This window comes from Schaalia meyeri (assembly GCF_900105015.1).
GTDB lineage: Bacteria > Actinomycetota > Actinomycetes > Actinomycetales > Actinomycetaceae > Pauljensenia > Pauljensenia meyeri.
In genome coordinates, this window is record NZ_FNLK01000012.1 from 102,783 (window position 1) to 120,441 (window position 17,659).

General features: G+C 65.2%; 26 protein-coding genes. All 26 read right to left on the minus strand.

Going from position 1 to position 17,659, the window contains the following annotated elements; all coding sequences use genetic code 11:
- Window positions 1-120: 120 nt before the first annotated feature.
- On the minus strand, window positions 121-1,473 hold the full coding sequence (gene glmM / locus BLT68_RS05865) for a phosphoglucosamine mutase (protein ID WP_050694311.1): 1,353 nt from the start codon (window positions 1,471-1,473) through the stop codon (window positions 121-123).
- A 172-nt stretch (window positions 1,474-1,645) separates the two neighbouring features.
- Window positions 1,646-2,137, minus strand: coding sequence for a 30S ribosomal protein S9 (gene rpsI / locus BLT68_RS05870; RefSeq protein ID WP_016460311.1), 492 nt, complete (start codon window positions 2,135-2,137; stop codon window positions 1,646-1,648).
- A gap of 40 nt (window positions 2,138-2,177) precedes the next feature.
- Window positions 2,178-2,621, minus strand: coding sequence for a 50S ribosomal protein L13 (gene rplM / locus BLT68_RS05875; RefSeq protein WP_050694310.1), 444 nt, complete (start codon window positions 2,619-2,621; stop codon window positions 2,178-2,180).
- A gap of 202 nt (window positions 2,622-2,823) precedes the next feature.
- Complete coding sequence (gene truA, locus BLT68_RS05880; protein ID WP_050694309.1) at window positions 2,824-3,726, minus strand: tRNA pseudouridine(38-40) synthase TruA; 903 nt, start codon at window positions 3,724-3,726, stop codon at window positions 2,824-2,826.
- The gene (locus tag BLT68_RS05885) at window positions 3,723-4,472 is read right to left on the minus strand and encodes an ROK family protein (RefSeq protein WP_050694308.1); all 750 of its coding nucleotides are present in this window, start codon (window positions 4,470-4,472) and stop codon (window positions 3,723-3,725) included. The genes truA and BLT68_RS05885 overlap by 4 nt, the downstream gene beginning before the upstream one ends.
- Before the next feature lie 135 nt (window positions 4,473-4,607).
- Window positions 4,608-6,401, minus strand: a complete 1,794-nt coding sequence (locus BLT68_RS05890) for a glycoside hydrolase family 13 protein (protein WP_198482551.1) — start codon at window positions 6,399-6,401, stop codon at window positions 4,608-4,610.
- Window positions 6,402-6,594: 193 nt separating this feature from the next.
- Window positions 6,595-7,107 (minus strand): 50S ribosomal protein L17, encoded by a 513-nt coding sequence (rplQ, locus tag BLT68_RS05895; protein ID WP_050694307.1) that lies wholly within the window; start codon window positions 7,105-7,107, stop codon window positions 6,595-6,597.
- A 43-nt stretch (window positions 7,108-7,150) separates the two neighbouring features.
- A complete protein-coding gene (locus tag BLT68_RS05900) occupies window positions 7,151-8,146 on the minus strand; it encodes a DNA-directed RNA polymerase subunit alpha (protein WP_050694306.1) in 996 nt (331 codons plus the stop codon).
- Window positions 8,147-8,270: 124 nt separating this feature from the next.
- Window positions 8,271-8,681, minus strand: a complete 411-nt coding sequence (gene rpsK, locus BLT68_RS05905; protein ID WP_003790556.1) for a 30S ribosomal protein S11 — start codon at window positions 8,679-8,681, stop codon at window positions 8,271-8,273.
- Window positions 8,682-8,739: 58 nt separating this feature from the next.
- Window positions 8,740-9,114 (minus strand): 30S ribosomal protein S13, encoded by a 375-nt coding sequence (gene rpsM, locus BLT68_RS05910; protein ID WP_005872704.1) that lies wholly within the window; start codon window positions 9,112-9,114, stop codon window positions 8,740-8,742.
- Window positions 9,115-9,260: 146 nt separating this feature from the next.
- Window positions 9,261-9,374 carry a 50S ribosomal protein L36 gene (gene rpmJ, locus BLT68_RS05915; RefSeq protein WP_003790577.1) on the minus strand — a complete coding sequence of 38 codons (114 nt, stop codon included), beginning with the start codon at window positions 9,372-9,374 and terminating at the stop codon, window positions 9,261-9,263.
- A 40-nt stretch (window positions 9,375-9,414) separates the two neighbouring features.
- Window positions 9,415-9,636: a translation initiation factor IF-1 gene (infA, locus tag BLT68_RS05920; protein WP_050694305.1), complete on the minus strand. Its 222-nt coding sequence runs from the start codon at window positions 9,634-9,636 to the stop codon at window positions 9,415-9,417.
- 342 nt (window positions 9,637-9,978) lie between these two features.
- On the minus strand, window positions 9,979-10,887 hold the full coding sequence (locus tag BLT68_RS05925; RefSeq protein WP_050694304.1) for a type I methionyl aminopeptidase: 909 nt from the start codon (window positions 10,885-10,887) through the stop codon (window positions 9,979-9,981).
- Window positions 10,888-10,890: 3 nt separating this feature from the next.
- A complete protein-coding gene (locus BLT68_RS05930; RefSeq protein WP_050694303.1) occupies window positions 10,891-11,469 on the minus strand; it encodes an adenylate kinase in 579 nt (192 codons plus the stop codon).
- Window positions 11,466-12,758, minus strand: coding sequence for a preprotein translocase subunit SecY (secY, locus tag BLT68_RS05935; protein ID WP_050694302.1), 1,293 nt, complete (start codon window positions 12,756-12,758; stop codon window positions 11,466-11,468). The genes BLT68_RS05930 and secY overlap by 4 nt, the downstream gene beginning before the upstream one ends.
- Before the next feature lie 247 nt (window positions 12,759-13,005).
- The gene (gene rplO / locus BLT68_RS05940; protein ID WP_050694301.1) at window positions 13,006-13,470 is read right to left on the minus strand and encodes a 50S ribosomal protein L15; all 465 of its coding nucleotides are present in this window, start codon (window positions 13,468-13,470) and stop codon (window positions 13,006-13,008) included.
- A 2-nt stretch (window positions 13,471-13,472) separates the two neighbouring features.
- Window positions 13,473-13,658: a 50S ribosomal protein L30 gene (gene rpmD / locus BLT68_RS05945; RefSeq protein ID WP_016460322.1), complete on the minus strand. Its 186-nt coding sequence runs from the start codon at window positions 13,656-13,658 to the stop codon at window positions 13,473-13,475.
- A complete protein-coding gene (gene rpsE / locus BLT68_RS05950; protein ID WP_050694300.1) occupies window positions 13,658-14,341 on the minus strand; it encodes a 30S ribosomal protein S5 in 684 nt (227 codons plus the stop codon). Before rpsE ends, rpmD begins: the two co-directional genes overlap by 1 nt.
- A 28-nt stretch (window positions 14,342-14,369) precedes the next feature.
- Window positions 14,370-14,741 carry a 50S ribosomal protein L18 gene (gene rplR / locus BLT68_RS05955; protein ID WP_074633261.1) on the minus strand — a complete coding sequence of 124 codons (372 nt, stop codon included), beginning with the start codon at window positions 14,739-14,741 and terminating at the stop codon, window positions 14,370-14,372.
- Window positions 14,741-15,283 carry a 50S ribosomal protein L6 gene (gene rplF, locus BLT68_RS05960; RefSeq protein WP_050694298.1) on the minus strand — a complete coding sequence of 181 codons (543 nt, stop codon included), beginning with the start codon at window positions 15,281-15,283 and terminating at the stop codon, window positions 14,741-14,743. Before rplF ends, rplR begins: the two co-directional genes overlap by 1 nt.
- 15 nt (window positions 15,284-15,298) lie before the next feature.
- Entirely contained in the window at window positions 15,299-15,697 is a 399-nt protein-coding gene (gene rpsH / locus BLT68_RS05965) for a 30S ribosomal protein S8 (RefSeq protein WP_050694297.1), read from the minus strand.
- A gap of 62 nt (window positions 15,698-15,759) precedes the next feature.
- Complete coding sequence (locus BLT68_RS05970) at window positions 15,760-15,945, minus strand: type Z 30S ribosomal protein S14 (protein ID WP_050694296.1); 186 nt, start codon at window positions 15,943-15,945, stop codon at window positions 15,760-15,762.
- Window positions 15,946-15,948: 3 nt separating this feature from the next.
- Window positions 15,949-16,494: a 50S ribosomal protein L5 gene (rplE, locus tag BLT68_RS05975; RefSeq protein WP_074633263.1), complete on the minus strand. Its 546-nt coding sequence runs from the start codon at window positions 16,492-16,494 to the stop codon at window positions 15,949-15,951.
- Between the two features lie 2 nt (window positions 16,495-16,496).
- Window positions 16,497-16,928 carry a 50S ribosomal protein L24 gene (rplX, locus tag BLT68_RS05980; RefSeq protein WP_050694294.1) on the minus strand — a complete coding sequence of 144 codons (432 nt, stop codon included), beginning with the start codon at window positions 16,926-16,928 and terminating at the stop codon, window positions 16,497-16,499.
- Window positions 16,929-16,931: 3 nt separating this feature from the next.
- Window positions 16,932-17,300: a 50S ribosomal protein L14 gene (gene rplN, locus BLT68_RS05985; protein WP_050694293.1), complete on the minus strand. Its 369-nt coding sequence runs from the start codon at window positions 17,298-17,300 to the stop codon at window positions 16,932-16,934.
- Window positions 17,301-17,388: 88 nt separating this feature from the next.
- Window positions 17,389-17,655: a 30S ribosomal protein S17 gene (gene rpsQ / locus BLT68_RS05990; protein WP_009213208.1), complete on the minus strand. Its 267-nt coding sequence runs from the start codon at window positions 17,653-17,655 to the stop codon at window positions 17,389-17,391.
- Window positions 17,656-17,659 lie beyond the last annotated feature (4 nt).

The following is a 17,659-nucleotide window of genomic DNA, read 5'->3' on the forward strand; positions in this document are numbered from 1 at the left end:
CATCCGGTTTCTGCAACGATCGCGGGGCACCGGCGATGGAGGGCGCGGCAGTCCCATACGATCCAGCGGCATGCGCAGGGACGGGTCCGATTGAGCCCGTCCCTCGGTGTCGTGCTCCCCTTAGAGCGCCAGGTTCTGCTTCACGACATCCGCCAGGGAAGCGGCGACGGCGTCCGCCTCGTCCTGCGTCGCGGCCTCGACCATGACGCGCACGAGCGGCTCCGTGCCCGACGGGCGCAGCAGGACACGGCCGGTGTCCCCCAGCCGGGACTCCGCCTTAGCCACGGCGTCGGCGAGCGCCCGGTTCGTCGAGGCGCCCGCACGGTCCACGCCACCCACGTTGATGAGGGTCTGCGGCAGGCGAGAAATAAAGGAGGTCAGGTCAGCCAGGCAGCGGCCGGATTCCTTGACCATCCGCGAGATCAGCAGCGAGGACAGGATGCCGTCGCCCGTCGTCGCGTGGTCGCGTGCGATGATATGACCGGACTGCTCGCCGCCCAGGGAGTATCCGGACGCCAGCATCTCCTCCAGCACGTAGCGATCCCCCACGCCCGTTTGCACGGTTTGGATGCCCGCCTCGCGCATGGCGAGGAGCAGCCCCAGGTTGCTCATGACGGTCACGACCAGTGTGTCTTTCGCCAGCGTTCCGCGCTCGCGCGCGGTTACCGCCAAGGCGCCCATGATCTTGTCGCCATCGATGAGGGTGCCCTCGTGGTCCACGGCCAGGCAACGGTCCGCGTCACCGTCGTAGGCGACACCGAAGTCGCAGCCGGAGGCGACGACGGCCGCCTGCAGGGCACATGGGTGCGTTGAGCCCGCGTTCAGGTTGATGTTGCGCCCGTCCGGTGAGGCGTTAATGACGGTCACGTCGGCGCCAAGCTCACGGAACACGGCGGGGCCGAACTCGGAGGCTCCGCCGTTCGCGCAGTCGATCGCGACCTTCATGCCGCGCAGATCCATCCCGATCGCCTCCGCCAGGTGCGCGATGTAGGACTCTTTGGCCCACTCGTGGTTCGCGTCCACCTCGCCGACCTCCGCGCCCGTGGGACGATCCCACTGGGTGCCGATCAGCGCCTCGATCTGATCCTCAACAGCATCGGCCAGCTTGTAGCCGCCGTGGGCAAAGAACTTGATGCCGTTGTCCGGCATGGGGTTGTGGGAGGCGGAGATCATGACGCCCAGATCCACGGTGTCCTCCGTGGCCGTCAGGTGCGCGACCGTCGGAGTCGTCACCACGCCGATGCGCGTGACGTCCATTCCCGCGCTGGCTAACCCCGCGGCGAGCGCGTGGTCCAGAAACTCGCCGGAAATACGCGTGTCGCGCCCGATGATCGCGCGGGGCTTCGACCCGTCCGCGCGCCTCTCCCCGCCGAACTGGCGGGCCGCGGCCTCGCCGAGCTGCAGCGCGAGCTCCGCGGTGATGTCAACGTTCGCCAGTCCTCGCACGCCGTCCGTGCCGAACATCCTGGGCATAGTCTCTCCATTCAGTGGGTCATTCAACTGCACTAAGCCTACCGCGCCCTTTGCCCCGCGCGAGGGGTGTGGCACGCAGCGGGGACTCTCACATCCCGGGTAAAGCGGTGGTGGGTAAAAGCGGGCCGCGCCCCGCATGTGCGGGGCGCGGCCACGGGCGAAGCCGAAGGGATCAGCGCTTCGAGAACTGCGAAGCCTTGCGGGCCTTCTTCAGGCCTGCCTTCTTGCGCTCGGTGGCGCGGGCGTCGCGGGTCAGGAAGCCGGCCTTCTTGAGGGCCGGACGGTTCGCGTCACGATCGATCTCGTTGAGGGCGCGCGACACGCCGAGGCGCAGGGCGCCGGCCTGGCCGGAGATGCCGCCGCCGTTGATGCGGGCGATGACGTCGAAGCGGCCGTCAATGTCGAGCAGGACGAAGGGGGACTTCACCAGCTGCTGGTGCAGCTTGTTGGGGAAGTAGTCTTCGAGGGTGCGGCCGTTGATGGTCCACTTGCCGGAGCCGGGGACCAGGCGAACGCGGGCGACGGCCTCCTTGCGGCGACCCAGGCCCGCGCCGGGCGCGGTGATGGATTGACCGGCGCCAGCGGGAGCCGACTCGGTCTCGGACGTGTAGGAGCTGGGGACGACTTCCTCGTCCAGCTCAGCGGAAACGATGGTCTCAGCCACGGTTCTCCTCAGTTGTTAAAGGTGTCAGCGACGCGACAGGTCACTGCGACACCTGGGTCAGTTCGTAGGGAACCGGCAACTGGCCGGCGTGGGGGTGCTCCGGGCCAGCGTAAACGTGCAGCTTCTTGAACTGCGCGCGGCCGAGGGAGTTATGAGGAAGCATGCCCTTGACGGCCTTCTCGACGGCGCGCTCGGGGGCGGCGGCGAGGAGGTCGCGGTAAGCGGTCGCGGTCAGGCCGCCGGGACGCCCGGAGTGGCGGTACGCCATCTTCTGGTCGAGCTTCTTACCGGTCAGGGCAACCTTGGCCGCGTTGATGATGATGACGTTGTCGCCCATGTCAATGTGAGGGGCGAACGTCGGCTTGTGCTTCCCACGGAGGAGGGCAGCGGTCTGGGCTGCCAGGCGACCGAGGACGACGTCGGTGGCGTCGATGACGTACCACTTCTTGTCGGCGTCCCCGGGCTTGGGTGAATAGGTGCGCACGGGCGTAACCTTCAATTCTTGCTGGTCATGGGACGCCGCGCCGATTGTCCGGGGGCGTCCGCGATGAAACGGTTCGCGCGAGGCGTCGGCGAGGCTTCCTGGCGAGTGGGAGGCACCAGGTGCTCTGCTGACGCACAGCACTAGCCATATTATCGGCGCCCAGCCCGACGGTCAAAGCGCGGCGGCCACTGTGTCACATTCCTCAACCCTCGCCTGCACAGCACGTGTCGCGCCTGGCCCGCGCCTGCCGGGCCCGCTTCGCCCACTGCTCGGGGGCGGGATAGTCCACCCCTTCCAGGGTCAGGCCGTGGGCGGGGGCGATGGGCGCCGCCTCGGAGCGGGAGCGCGAACGAAGGATGCGCTCCGGGTAGTCGGTGCCGCGCGCCCCGGCTCCCACCAGGAGCAGGGCTCCGACCAGGGAGCGCACCATCGAGTGGCAAAAGGCGTCGGCCTCGACCCGGAATACGACGGCGCCCCCCTCTCTCGTCGCGCGCAGCGTGCGCAGGGTGCGAATGGTGGTGGCCCCTTCGCGCGGACGGCAATACCCCAGGAAGTTGTGCCGCCCGAGCAGGGGGGCTGCGGCCTCGTTCATGGCGGCCTCGTCAAGGGGCTCGTCCACCCAGAGGCGGTCCCAGCGCGCGAGGGGGTCGGGCCGGTCCGAAACCCTGTAGGCGTAGCGGCGCCCCAGGGCCGAGAAGCGCGCGTCGAAGCTGCCGTCCACCACGGCGACCCCGTAGATTCGCACGTCGCAGGTGCCGCCAGCGGCGCTCAGGCCGCGGGACCGCGCGCGTTCGCCGTAACGGCCTGCGAGGATCTTGTTCAGCCTGCGCGCAATCGATAAGGCCGCGGCTTCCTGCGTGGCCCCTCCCCTGGGCGCGAGCTTGGCCCAGGCCTGGTCGGACACGTCTACGTGGCACACCTGGTGGCGGGCGTGGACGCCGGCGTCCGTGCGCCCGGCGACGGTCGTAGCGACCTCTTCGCGCGCGGCCAGGGCCAGCGCGGCCTCAACCTCGCCTTGGACGGTGCGCAGGCCCGGCTGCGCGGCCCAGCCGTGAAAGTCGGTGCCGTCGTAGCTGAGATCCAGCCGCAGGCGCTTGATGCTCACAGGTCCCACGCCCGCACGCCGCCGATGATGCCCGCGTCGTTGGGCACCACGATCACGTCATCACCCATGGCCCTCAGGTTCGAGGCAGTGATTCGCTTAGAGTTCCCGCCGCCCAGGTACAGGCGGTCCCACATGTACATGGGGCGCAGTCCGTCGACGACACGACGCACGCGGCGCGACCAGTGCACGTCGCCCAGGCGCAACCGCTCGTGCTCCCCGATGTAGTCGTCGTAGGTGAGGCCCCAGCGCACCGGCCCCTGCGACACCTCGATGTGGGGGGCCAGCTGTCCGCCGTCGAAGACGGCGTTGCCCAGGCCCGTGCCCAGCGTGATGATCATTTCCAGGCCGCGGCCCGTGATCGCGCCCGCACCCGCGACCTCGGCGTCATTGAGGACCTTCGTCGGCAGCCCCAGCGCCTCCTCGATCGCATGACCCATGTCAAAGTGGTCCCAGCACGCTACCAGGTCGGGCAGGACGCGCGAACGCGGGCCGTCCCTGGTGATGTAGTGGGGAGTGGCAATGACGACGCCGTGGCGGATCATTCCGGGCATGCCCATGGTCACGCGCGTCGCGCGGGGCAGCGCCCCCGCGAGATCCACGACGGTGGAGACCAACAGCTCCGGGGGGAGCGGATACGGAGTGGGCGTCCTCGTCGCGGGGGCCACCATTGTGCCGCGCTCATCCACGACCGATCCCTTGATGCCGCCTCCGCCGCAGTCGATCGCCAGGGTCATTTCTTCAAACATGCCCCCAGTCTATCCGCCAGCATTGGCCTGCCTCCACCGTCACGTGCGCCGTGGCGGTGGAGGCCCATTGGGCGCGTATGGGGCTTCACGCGGCCCCTCGGACCACGCGCGATCGGCTCCGCCCCGACGAATCGGTCAGCGGGGCGCGGGCCGCTCGAACCACACGGTCGAGTCCGCCTCAATGAGGTGGCCATCGGAGCGGCCGCTCCGCGCGACAATGGGCCCGACGCTGCCGAGCGCCGTCGCGGGAATCGGCCGTTTCCCGGTGTTGGTCACGCAGATAAAGGCCCCGTTGTCGAATGCGAGCGCATCGGCTTCTTCGAGGGGGATCCATTCAAGGCGATCGATCTCGTCTCGGCGCTTTCGACGAATGCTCAGAATCCGCCGGTACAGCGATAGCATCGAGTCGGGATCCTCGCGCTCCTCGTCCCTGGTCATTGCGCCGTAACACTCGGGTTGCGGGAGCCACGGGGGCGCGGTCGCTTTCTCACTGAAACCGAAAGTCGGCGAGCATTTTGTCCACGGCATTGGGATCCGGCAGCCGTCGCGGCCGATTTCCTTCCCGCCCGAGCGGTGCCAAATGGGATCCTGGCGCTCTGTCGGCTTCAGATCGAGATGCTCGCTGAGTCCGAGCTCCTCGCCCTGGTAGAGGTAAATCGTCCCCGGCAGGGCGGCCATGAGGGCGAGGGCGGCTCCGGCCCGCTTCGTCCCGAGCCCACGGTCGACGCTTCCCTTTCGTCGAGCGGATTCGATCATCGCCTCGGGGAGGGGCTCGTCATCGACCTGCTCCTGCCCGTATCTGGTGACCGCACGATGGACATCGTGGTTGGCCAGGGTCCAGGCGGGGCCGTTCGTTTTCGATCCCTGAGCGAGGCCCTTGTCGATGGCCGCGCGAAGGCGTTTCGCGATCCACGGTTGAACGAGGAGGTCGAAAGCGAATGTCTGATGCAATTCGTCGTTCGCGACGTAGCGTGCATACGCCCGGTCGTTTGACGCCCACACCTCTCCGATCAAATACCTCGGATCGGAATAGCTGTTTGCGATTCGACGCCACCGGCGGTAGATTGCGTGGACGCCCGGGTGATCCCACTGCGCATCCACCGTTCCGACCTGCTCCTTTTCGCCTCGCGGTATCGGATCGGATTTCATCAGACCGTGCGCGACATCGACGCGGAACCCGTCGACCCCGCGGTCGAACCACCAGCGCAGAATCGAGTCGAATTCCGCCCGGACCTCTTCGTTACGCCAGTTGAAATCGGGCTGCGAGGAGTCGAAGGCGTGCAGGTACCACGATTTCACGCCGTCTCCGACCACCTCCGTCCACGCGGAGCCACCGAAGAGGCTCTCCCAGGAGTTCGGGGGAAGCTCTCCGTTTTCGCCGCGCCCCCGTTCAAAGAGGAAACGGGCTCGCGCCGTCGAATCGGGCGACGCCGCGAGTGCTTCACGAAACCAGGGATGCTGGTGAGAGCAGTGATTCGGAACGATGTCCATCACGACCCTCAACCCGAGCTCGTGCGCTTCCCTCAGGAAATGGTCGAAGTCGGCCAGCGTTCCATACATCGGATCAATAGCGCGATAGTCCGCGACATCGTATCCGTGATCGCACTGGGGAGAGCGGTAGATAGGGTTGAGCCAGAGAGCATCGCACCCCAGGGCGACGATGTGCTCAAGCTCGGCGCGCAGGCCGTTCAGGTCGCCGTTGCCGTCGCCGTTTGAGTCTTTGTAGGAGCGCAGGTAGACCTGGTAGATGCTTGCGTTGCGCCACCAGCTCGCCTCGGCGCCTGCAAAAAGTCGGTTGTTCATTCGCGCCCCCATCGGTTCGAGGCTCCACGTGGCGCGTCCCAGCCAAGGGGCGGCGCCGCTGCCGGTCGCATCATGGCATTCCTCCTCGGTGACATCATTATCCAGGCAGACATCATCATCCGCCACATCGATCTACTCACTGTTGGATAGCTTTGTCAAGGGCTGCCTATTATTTTCCACCCGTTGAGCAAGGGCGGAGCCAACACGTGCCCGGGCGCACCTCGCGCACGCGACAAGGCGGGGAGGGGTGACCCCTCCCCGCCCTCGGCTACTATCCCCGGATAAAGTCGCCCTCAGCGCTTCCATCCGGGCGCGTAACTCACTCGGCCTTCTCGGTGCTCTCCGCCTGCTCCTCGGCGGTGGCTTCCTGGGCCTTGGTTTCCTTGTCCTTGTCGGCCTTGGCGCCAGCCTTGGATGCGGCAGCCTTGGCGGCCGTCTTCTCCGCAGCCTTCACGACGGCCTTCTTCTCGACCTTCTCCATGACGAGCTCAATGCGCATCAGGGGCGCGTTGTCGCCCTTGCGGTTACCGACGCGGATCAGGCGAGTGTAGCCGCCGGCGCGCTCGGAATCCATCTCGGGGATCAGCTCTTCGAAGAGGATCGCGACGATGCCCTTGTTGGGGATCTTCTTCATGACCGTGCGACGGGCGTGCTGGTCGCCGCGCTTGGCCTTGGTGATGAGCTTCTCGACGTAGGGGCGCAGCAGCTTGGCCTTCGCCTCCGTGGTCGTGAGGCCGCGGTGTTCGATCAGCTGAGCCGCCAGGTTCGACAGAATCAGCTTCTGGTGTGCCGGGCTTCCGCCCAGACGGGCACCCTTCTTGGGGGTGGGCATGAGTTTCTCCTACGGATTCAATGCGTCCATCGGACGCACGGGGTCAGATGGACTGGTCGTCCGAAAAGATCGCGGCGGATTCCGAATCGCCGAAGTTCGGCATAACCGAATCCTTCAGCGTCATACCGAGAGCCGCCAGGGACTCCTTGATCTCTTCGATCGACTTGGTGCCGAAGTTGCGGATGTCGAGCAGATCGGCCTCCGAGTGAGCAACCAGCTCGCCGACGGTCAGGATGCCGCGGCGACGCAGCGCGTTGTACGAACGCGACTGCAGGTTGAGGTTTTCGATCGGAAGCGCCAGGTCGGCTGCCAGGGTCGCATCGGTGGTGGACGGACCCACCTCGATGCCCTCCGCCTCCTCGTTCAGTTCGCGCATCAGACCGAAGAGTTCCACGAGCGTCTTGCCGGCCGAGGCCAGGGCGTCGCGCGGGGTGATCGCCGGTTTGGTCTCCACGTCAATGACGAGGCGGTCGAAGTCGGTGCGCTGCTCGACACGCGTCGCCTCGACCTTGTAGGTCACCTTGACGACGGGCGAGTAGATCGAATCGATCGGGATGCGCGAGATCTCGGCCTGCGGATCCTTGTTCTGAGCGGCCGACACGTAGCCTCGGCCACGCTCGACGGTCAGCTCGACCTCCAGCTTGCCCTTCTCGTTGAGAGTGGCGAGGTGCAGATCGGGGTTGTGGATCTCCACGCCGGCGGGAGGCGTGATGTCGCCGGCGAGAACCTCACCGGGGCCGGCCTTGCGCAGGTACATGACGACCGGCTCGTCGTTCTCGCTGGACAGGACGATCTGCTTGATGTTCAGGATGATCTCAGCGACATCCTCCTTCACACCCTCGATCGTGCGGAACTCGTGGGGGACGCCATCGATGCGGATGGATGTCACCGCTGCACCCGGGATCGAGGACAGGAGGGTGCGACGCAGGGAGTTACCCAGCGTGTAGCCGAACCCGGGCTCGAGGGGCTCCAGAGTGAAACGGGAGCGCAGGTCGCTGACCTTTTCTTCGGTCAGGATGGGTCGCTCTGCAATGAGCACGTCTATTCCTTTCTGGCCGGTGACCGCTATATGACACCGGATATGGGAACCTGTTGAAGCAGGCTAAGGGAGTGTGAACCGGAAGGTTCAGACGTGGGGAGGGCAGCGCCCTCCCGTCCACAAGTCAGCCGCGGCGGCGCTTCGGCGGGCGGGTGCCGTTGAAGGCCTGCGGGGTGACGTCCTGGATCGAACCGATCTCCAGGCCGGCGGCCTGCAGGGAGCGGATCGCGGTCTCGCGGCCGGAGCCGGGACCCTTGACGAAAACATCAACCTTCTTCATGCCGTGCTCCTGGGCACGACGAGCCGCCGCCTCGGCCGCCAGCTGCGCGGCGAAGGGAGTGGACTTACGCGACCCCTTGAATCCGACTTGGCCGGAGGACGCCCAGGCGACAACCGCGCCCGTGGGGTCCGTCAGGGAAACGATGGTGTTGTTGAACGTCGACTTGATGTAGGCGTGGCCGTTGGTGACGTTCTTCGAAATCTTGCGACGCGGCTTGCGGGCACCGCCCGAGCGCGAGGTCTTTGCTGCTGCCATATTCTGGTTCAGTTCCTTCTTATCGCGGAAAGCTCCCCTGGGGGCACTCTCCTAGGCCTTACTTGGCCTTCTTCTTGCCTGCAACGGTGCGCTTGGGGCCCTTACGGGTGCGCGCGTTGGTCTTGGTGCGCTGACCGTGGACCGGCAGGCCACGACGGTGGCGAAGGCCCTGGTACGAACCGATTTCGATCTTGCGACGGATATCGGCCTGAACCTCACGGCGAAGGTCACCCTCAACCTTGAAGTTTGCCTCAATGTAGTCACGAAGCTTGACGAGCTCCTCTTCAGTCGCGTCCTTGACGCGAGTATCCGGGCTGACGCCGGTGGCTGCGAGGGTCTCGGCCGCGCGGGTGCGGCCGACTCCGTAGATGTACGTGAGCGCGATCTCAAGCCGCTTCTCGCGGGGGAGGTCGACGCCGGCAATACGTGCCATGGTGATGTTGCTCCAGTTGTTCATCGGAGGTCGTCATCACTCAATCCGGGCGAGCAGCCCGGCCTCGGCCTCCGAACCGAGGGTCACCCCATGCGGGGCGCTGAGAGCGATGCTGTGGGGCTGGACGCCCCGTGCGCCAGCGGGTTTCAGCCCTGACGCTGCTTGTGCCTGGGGTTGTCACAGATGACCATGACGTTGCCGTGGCGACGAATCACCTTGCACTTGTCACAGATCTTCTTGACACTCGGCTTGACCTTCATGGTTGTTACCTCCACTGCCCGTCGGGCAGTTTGTGTCGGGTCACTTGTAGCGGTAGACGATACGACCTCGGGTAAGGTCGTAGGGACTCAGCTCGACGACAACTCGATCCTCGGGCAGGATGCGGATGTAGTGCTGACGCATCTTGCCCGCAATGTGGCCGAGAACCACGTGGCCATTCTTCAGTTCCACGCGGAACATCGCGTTAGGCAGGGCCTCGACAACCGTGCCTTCCATCTCAATGACGCCGTCTTTCTTCGCCATATCCTCCGTTTATCCTCTACATGTCTCGGATAGTTAGCGGCGGATGCCGCCGGGCATAGGGCACTCGCGGATGCGCGATGTGGATACGCCCAAGGAACCACTCTACGGCATTGAGTGCCCAACGGGATAGTCGGACACCCTGTCAACTCCCTCACGTTTAATCGGTCACATTTTCTTCGGGCACGTTGCGCGACACCGCGCTCACCGACCGGGCCGCGACCGACTGCCGCTATGCCCCGACGGTTCCCTCGCAAACGCGCAGGCCTTGGCGGACGCGCCCCGGTTTGGATACAACGCGCTGGGCCCGAAACCCCTGAGGTTTCGGGCCCAGCGACGAAGCTATCAGTCCAGCGATACGGGGGTCACGCCGTAGGGCGCCAATCCAGCCACTCCCCCGTCGCGGGCCGTCAGGACGCTCACCCCGTCAGCGGTGATCGCGATCGAATGCTCCCAGTGGGCGGCATCCCCGCCGTCAACCGTGCGCACCGTCCACTCGTCGTCGTCCGTCACGGAAGCAATATCGCCGCGAACCAGCATGGGCTCGACCGCCAGGACCATGCCCGGCTTGAGGCGCGCCTGAATGCCCCGCACGCTGTAATTGAGCACGTCCGGGGGCATGTGCATGCTCGTCCCAATACCGTGCCCGACGAACTCCTCGATGATCCCGGCCTCCCAGCCATTGGTCAGGGCGTTCTGCGCGACGACTCGCTCGACCGCCGAACCGACCGCGCTGATCCGTTTGCCCGTCGCCAGGCTGGCCAGGGCAGCCCACAGGGATTCTCGCGTGAGTGCGTCAAGCTGACGCCGTTCACGCAGGAGGTCCTCATCCACCCCCGGTATGGGGGCCGTCGCGCGCTCGCCGGCGGAAAAGTCCGTATCCGAGATGAAGGGCTCCCCCACGATCACTGAGAAGGCCGCGTCTCCGTGCCACTGCCGCCCGCGGTGCTCCACGTAGGCGCCGCAGTCGAACGACACGATATCCCCGGGGGCCAGCTCGGCCTCGCCGGGAATGCCGTGGACGATGACGTCGTTGACCGAGATGCACACCGTCGCCGGATAACCAAAGTAGCCCTGGAAGTTAGATTTCGCGCCGCCCTCGGCGATCGCCTGGGCGCTGACCTGGTCCAGCTCGCGGGTGCACACGCCGGGACGCACCGCGCTGCGCAGGGACTCGTGGATGGAGGCAACCACCAGGCCGGCCTCACGCATCCACCGCAGCTCCTCGGCGGTCTTTAGTTCGATACGAGGCATCGTCTAGTTTTTCACCGCTGAATCGAGGATCGCAAAGATTCTGGCCGTCACCTGATCGATTGAGCCGGCGCCGTCCACGACCTCCAGGAGGTCCTGGTCCACGTAGTACGTGGCCACGGGCTCCGTCTGCTGGCGGTAGACCTCGAGGCGGTGACGCATGACCGGCTCGGTATCGTCCGTGCGGTGCTGCTCCTGCGCGCGCTTGAGCATGCGCTCCACGACCTCGTCCTCGTCCACCTGGATTTCGAGGACCACGTCGATCGACTTGCCCAGGTCGAGGAGCATGTCGCGCAGCACGTGTGCCTGATCGACCGAGCGCGGGTACCCGTCAAGGAGGAAGCCCCCTTTCGTGTCGGGAGCAGCCAGGCGGGCTTTCACCATCGCGTTCGTCACCGAATCCGGAACGAATTCGCCGCGTTCCATGTACGCCTGCGCCTGCTTACCGATCTCCGTGCCCTCCGCCATGTTCGCACGGAAGATATCGCCCGTCGAGATGGCGGGAATGCCCAGTCGCGCGGCGATCCGCGAGGCCTGCGTCCCCTTGCCAGCTCCGGGAGGCCCCAGGAGGATGACGACCGTCATTTCAAGAATCCTTCGTAGTGGTGCTGCTGCAGCTGCGTGTTGATTTCCTTCACCGTCTGCAGACCAACGCCGATGATGATGAGCAGCGTCGTGCCACCGAAGGGCATCTGCGAGCTCGACAGCTTCAGCGGGATGATCGCCAGGGACGGCAGGAGAGCAATAATCACCAGGTAGAGCGCGCCAGCGGAGGTAATACGATTGATCACGTAACGCAGGTACTCGGCCGTGGGGCGGCCCGCACGGTATCCGGGAATGAAGCCCCCGTACTTCTTCATGTTGTCCGCAACCTCGTCAGGGTTGAACGTGATCGCCGTGTAGAAGAAGGTGAAGAAGAGGGTCAGCAGCGCGTAGATCGACAGGTAGAACGAGTTGCCCTGCGTGAAGTGCGCGGAAATCCACTGCACCCAGTGATCATCGGTCTTACCGAACTGCGCCACCATCGGCGGCAGCGCCAGGATCGAGGACGCGAAGATCACGGGGATAACGCCCGACATGTTGATCTTCAGGGGGATGTACGTCGTCGTTCCGCCGTACTGGCGGCGTCCGATCATGCGCTTGGCGTACTGGACAGGGATCCGGCGCTGGGCCTGTTCAACGTAGACGACGGCCAGCGCGACGGCGAGGAGCAGGGCGACGATCGCCGCGACCGAACCCCACTTGCCGGACTGCCCGATGGACAGCAGCTGCTCGGGCAGACGCGCGGCGATGGACGTGAAGATCAGCAGCGACATGCCGTTGCCGATACCGCGCTCCGTGATCAGTTCGCCCAGCCACATGATGACGCCGGTTCCCGCCATCATCACGATGATCATCATGATGAAGGTCAGGACCGAGCGGTCCTTGATGACGTTGTGGGAGCAGGACTGGAAGAGCTGGCCGCTGCGCGCCAGCGAAATCGTGGTCGTCGCCTGCAAGATACCGAGGAAGATCGTCAGGTAACGCGTGTACTGCGTCAGCTTGGCCTGCCCCGTTTGCCCCTCCTTGTACAGGTCATCGAAGCGGGGGATGACGACCCGCAGCAGCTGGATGATGATCGACGCCGTGATGTAGGGCATGATGCCCAGGGCAAAGATCGACAGCTGCAGCAGCGCACCACCCGAGAACAGGTTCACCAGATCCAGCAACGAGGCCTGAGTCTCCTGCGCGATACAGCGCTGCACGGCCTGGGAGTCAACGCCGGGCGTGGGAATGAACGACCCCAGCCGGAACACGGCCATGATGAACAGGGTAAAGAGTAGCTTCCGACGCAAGTCGGGGGTACGGAACGCCTGGGCAAATGCACCGAGCAAGGCTTCCTCCTACGGGTGATGGGCACGGGGCAATGCCCCTAGACTGGTCCAGCTTACCCGACACGGGCAGCGGTGGCGATATCCATTCATTATAAAACTGCGCTCGCACGCATGTGACGACGCGTAGCGGGCGCGTCCCACGGCTGGGGCGCACCGCTTGCGGGCGTGTTCTTTTTCCAGCGCCCCGCCCGCGATACGACAGACAGGTAACGGGGGTGGCCCCTCTTGGAACCACCCCCGCCTGGCCTCAGCGAGCCGAGATAGACCCGCCGGCGGCAGTAATCTTCGCCTCGGCGGAGGACGACCAGGAATCGACCTCAACCTCGAGCTTGACGCTCAGTTCGCCGCTTCCGAGCACCTTGACGGGCGCGGAATCGCGAACGGCGTGCTTGGCGATCAGATCCTCGACCGTCACCTTGCCGCCCTCGGGGAAAAGCTCCCCGAGCTTGCCAACGTTAACGACCTGGTATTCAACGCGGAAGGGATTCTTGAAGCCGCGAAGCTTCGGCAGACGCATATGGATCGGCATCTGCCCGCCCTCGAAGCCGACGGGAACCTGGTAGCGGGCCTTGGTGCCCTTGGTGCCACGGCCGGCGGTCTTGCCCTTCGAGCCTTCGCCGCGACCCACGCGGGTCTTCGCGGTCTTGGCTCCGGGGGCAGGACGCAGGTGGTGCAGCTTGACGATCTGCGTCTTTTGCGTGGAGTCCGCCATTGTCAGTCGACCTCCTCAGCGGTCACCAGGTGACGCACGGTGCGAACGGCGCCGAGAACGGCATCCGTCTGTTCACGTACGACGCTCTGGCCGATCTTGCGCAGCCCGAGGGTGCGCAGCGTATCCTTCATGTTCTGCTTCGCGTGAGCAGAAGACTTCACCTGGGTGATCTTGATGTTCTTCGCCATCACTTCGCCTCCCCTGCGGCGGCCTTGTCGGCCTCAGCGGCCTCGGCAGCCGCGCGCTTGTCGGCCTCACCCTCTGCGCGAGCGCGCAGCATGGAGGCGGGAGCGACGCGCTCGAGGGGCAGGCCGCGTCGGGCGGCGACAGCCTCGGGCTGCTCGAGCTGCTTCAGCGCGTCAACCGTCGCGTGGACGATGTTGATCGCGTTGGACGAACCCAGCGACTTGGTGAGCACGTCGTGGACGCCCGCGGCCTCCAGGACGGCGCGCACCGGGCCACCGGCGATAACGCCGGTACCGGGGGCGGCCGGACGCAGGAGGACGACACCGGCAGTATCGCGCCCCTGCACCACGTGCGTAATCGTGCGGCGGATCATCGGGACGCGGAAGAAGTTCTTCTTCGCCTCCTCGACGCCCTTGGAAATGGCCTGGGGAACTTCCTTGGCCTTTCCGTAGCCGACACCCACCGTGCCTTCGCCGTCACCCACGACGACCAGGGCGGTGAAGGAGAAACGACGTCCACCCTTCACGACCTTGGAGACGCGGTTGATGGTGACGACGCGCTCGATGTATTCGTTCTTGTTCTCGTTGTTCCGGCGGTTATCGCGATCGTTGCCGCGGCCGGAGCGGCGCTCACGGCGATCGTTGTTCTCGCCCGAACCGTTCCTGTCTCGCTGCTGTGCAGCCATCAGATGATCTCTCTTTCTTTCGGCTCGTTCACAGCTCAAGTCCGCCCTCACGGGCGGCCTCGGCAACGGCCGCAACGCGACCAGCGTACTTGTTACCGCCGCGGTCGAAGACGACGGCGCAGATTCCGGCGGCCTTCGCGCGCTCGGCGATCAGAGCGCCGACCTTGCGGGCCTTGTCGGTCTTCGTGCCCGCGGCACCAGCCAGCTCCGCTTCGATGTCGGAGGCCGACACCAGGGTGTGGCCGACCGTATCGTCGATGACCTGAGCCACCATGTGGCGGTTCGAACGGGTGACGACCAGGCGGGGACGCTCGGGCGTGCCGTTGATCTTCTTGCGGAGGCGGATGTGACGGCGCTTGCGAGCGACGACCTTGCCTTTGCCCTTGATCGAGTAAGCCATCACTTACCAGCCTTTCCGACCTTGCGACGGATGGTCTCGCCCACGTAGTGGATGCCCTTGCCCTTGTAGGGCTCCGGCTTCTTCAGCTTGCGGATGCGAGCAGCGGTCTCACCGACGAGCTGCTTGTCGATTCCGGACACCGTGAACAGCGTCTGGGACTTCGGCGCAATCGTGAACTCGATGCCCTCTGGCGGGGTGACGGTGATCGTGTGGGAGAAGCCCAGGGAGAACTCCAGGTCCTTGCCCTTGGCGACCACGCGGTAACCGGTGCCCGTGATCTCGAGGTCCTTCTTGTAGCCCTCGGTGACACCGACGACCATGTTGGCGATCAGGGTGCGGGACAGTCCGTGGAGCGAGCGCGAGGTGCGCTCGTCGTTCGGACGCTCGACAACAACCTGTCCGTCCTTGATCGCCGCGGTGATCGGTTCGGCCACGACGTGGCTGAGGGTTCCCTTGGGGCCCTTCACCGTGACGTTCTGGCCGTCGATTGCGACGTCAACGCCCGCGGGGATTGCGATGGGGTTCTTACCAATTCGCGACATTGTTCAGCCTCCTCATCACCAGATGTAGGCGAGGACTTCCCCACCCACACCCTTGTCGGCTGCCTGGCGGTCGGTGAGCAGGCCGGAGGACGTGGACAGGATCGCCACGCCGAGGCCGCCTCGGACCTTGGGCAGGTTGGTGGACTTGGCGTACACGCGCAGACCAGGCTTGGACACGCGCTTGAGCCCCTGGATCGCCGCCTCGCGGTGCGAGCCGTACTTCAGGTTGATCGTCAGGGTCTTGCCCACGCGGGCGTCCTCGACGGCGGTCGAGGCGATGTAGCCCTCCTCGACCAGGATGTTCGCAATCGCGTTCTTGAGCTTGGAGTACGGCATGGAAACCGTATCGTGGTGCGCACGATTCGCGTTGCGCAGACGCGTCAGCATATCTGCAATCGGGTCTGTCATTGTCATGGGGGTTTATTCCCCTTCCTCGTCGCGGTTTCTCCGGTTACCCGGGACCTGCGACGTTCGTTTTACCAACTGCTCTTGGTGATACCGGGGAGCTCGCCGCGGTGGGCAAGCTCGCGCAGGCACACGCGGCACAGTCCGAACTTGCGGTACACCGAGTGCGGGCGTCCGCAACGGTTGCACCGGGTGTAGGCACGCACGCCGAACTTCGGCTTGCGGGCAGCCTTGACCTTCAGGGATGTCTTGGCCATGGGTCAGTCCTCCTTGAACGGGAAGCCGAGGTGACGCAAAAGGGCGCGACCCTCTTCGTCGGTGGTGGCCGAGGTGACAACCGTGATGTCCATGCCGCGCACTCGGTCGATCGAGTCCTGGTCGATCTCGTGGAACATCGACTGCTCCGTGAGACCGAAGGTGTAGTTGCCGTGGCCGTCGAACTGCGTGGGGGACAGTCCGCGGAAGTCACGGATACGGGGAAGCGCCGTCGAGAGGAGGCGGTCCAGGAACTCCCACATGCGGTCGCCGCGAAGCGTGACGTGAGCCCCGATCGCCTGGCCCTCACGCAGCTTGAACTGCGCGATGGACTTCTTGGCGCGGGTGGTCACGGGCTTCTGGCCGGTGATCGCGGTCAGATCGCGGATCGCGCCCTCGAGTGCCTTGGAGTCGCGAGCGGCCTCGCCGACACCCATGTTGACGACAATCTTCGTCAGTCCGGCGACCTGCATGACGTTGCCGTGCTTGAACTCGGCACGGAGGGAGTCGCGGATCTCGGAGACGTACTTTTCCTTCAAACGCGGGGCCATGCTCAGATCTCCTTGCCCTGCTCAACGCCGCGCTTCGCGCCGCCGCGGGTCACGCGGACCCTGACGGTGCGGGTGCGGCCGCCGCGCTCGACGGTGTCCTCGCGGAAACCGACGCGAACGCGCTTCTTGGTGTCGGGGTCGACCAGAGCGACCTTGGACAGGGAGATGGGGGCTTCGATGGTCTCGATGCCGCCCGCGCTGCCCTGCTGGCCCTGGCGCACGTGGCGCGTCTTCAGGTTAATGCCCTCGACCAGGACCTTGCCCTCTTCCGGGAACACCCGGATGACGCGGCCCCGCTTGCCCTTGTCGCCGGGCTTCAAGGGCTCAAGGCCCTCCTCTGCGCGGCGTGCGTTGCGCTTAGCCAGCGCCTTCTCGTCACACGTGCGCCCGCGAACGACCTCGACGAGGTCATTCTTACGAATCTTGGCTGCCATGGATCAGATCACCTCCGGAGCGAGGGAGACGATACGCATGAACTTCTTGTCGCGCAGCTCGCGGCCGACGGGGCCGAAGATACGCGTGCCACGCGGCTCGCCGCTGTTATTGATGATGACGGCCGCATTCTCGTCGAAACGAATGTAGGAACCGTCGGGGCGGCGGGTTTCCTTACGCGTGCGAACGATCACTGCCTTGACGACTTCGCCCTTCTTGACATTGCCGCCGGGAATGGCGTCCTTCACGGTGGCGACGATCGTGTCGCCGATACCCGCGTAGCGCCGACCCGAGCCGCCGAGAACACGGATGGTCAGGATCTCCTTGGCCCCTGTGTTGTCGGCGACCTTCAGTCGCGACTCCTGCTGGATCATTTTCTATTGACTCCTGTCGTCGTGCCGGTTCTCTTCCGGATTGTACCGGTCGAGCCTTGCCGAACGGATTTCGGTCTGTGAGCGAAGGTCACTTCGCCTTTTCGAGGATCTCCACAACGCGCCAGCGCTTGGTGGCTGACAGCGGGCGGGTCTCCATGATGAGGACGAGATCGCCGACACCGCACTCGTTGTGCTCGTCGTGAACCTTGACCTTCTTGTTCTTGCGCATGACCTTGCCGTAGAGGGCGTGCTTAACGCGGTCCTCGATTCTCACGACAACGGTCTTGTCCATCTTGTCGCTGACGACATAGCCGCGACGGACCTTACGCTCACTGCGAGCGGTAGTTTCTGCCATCAGG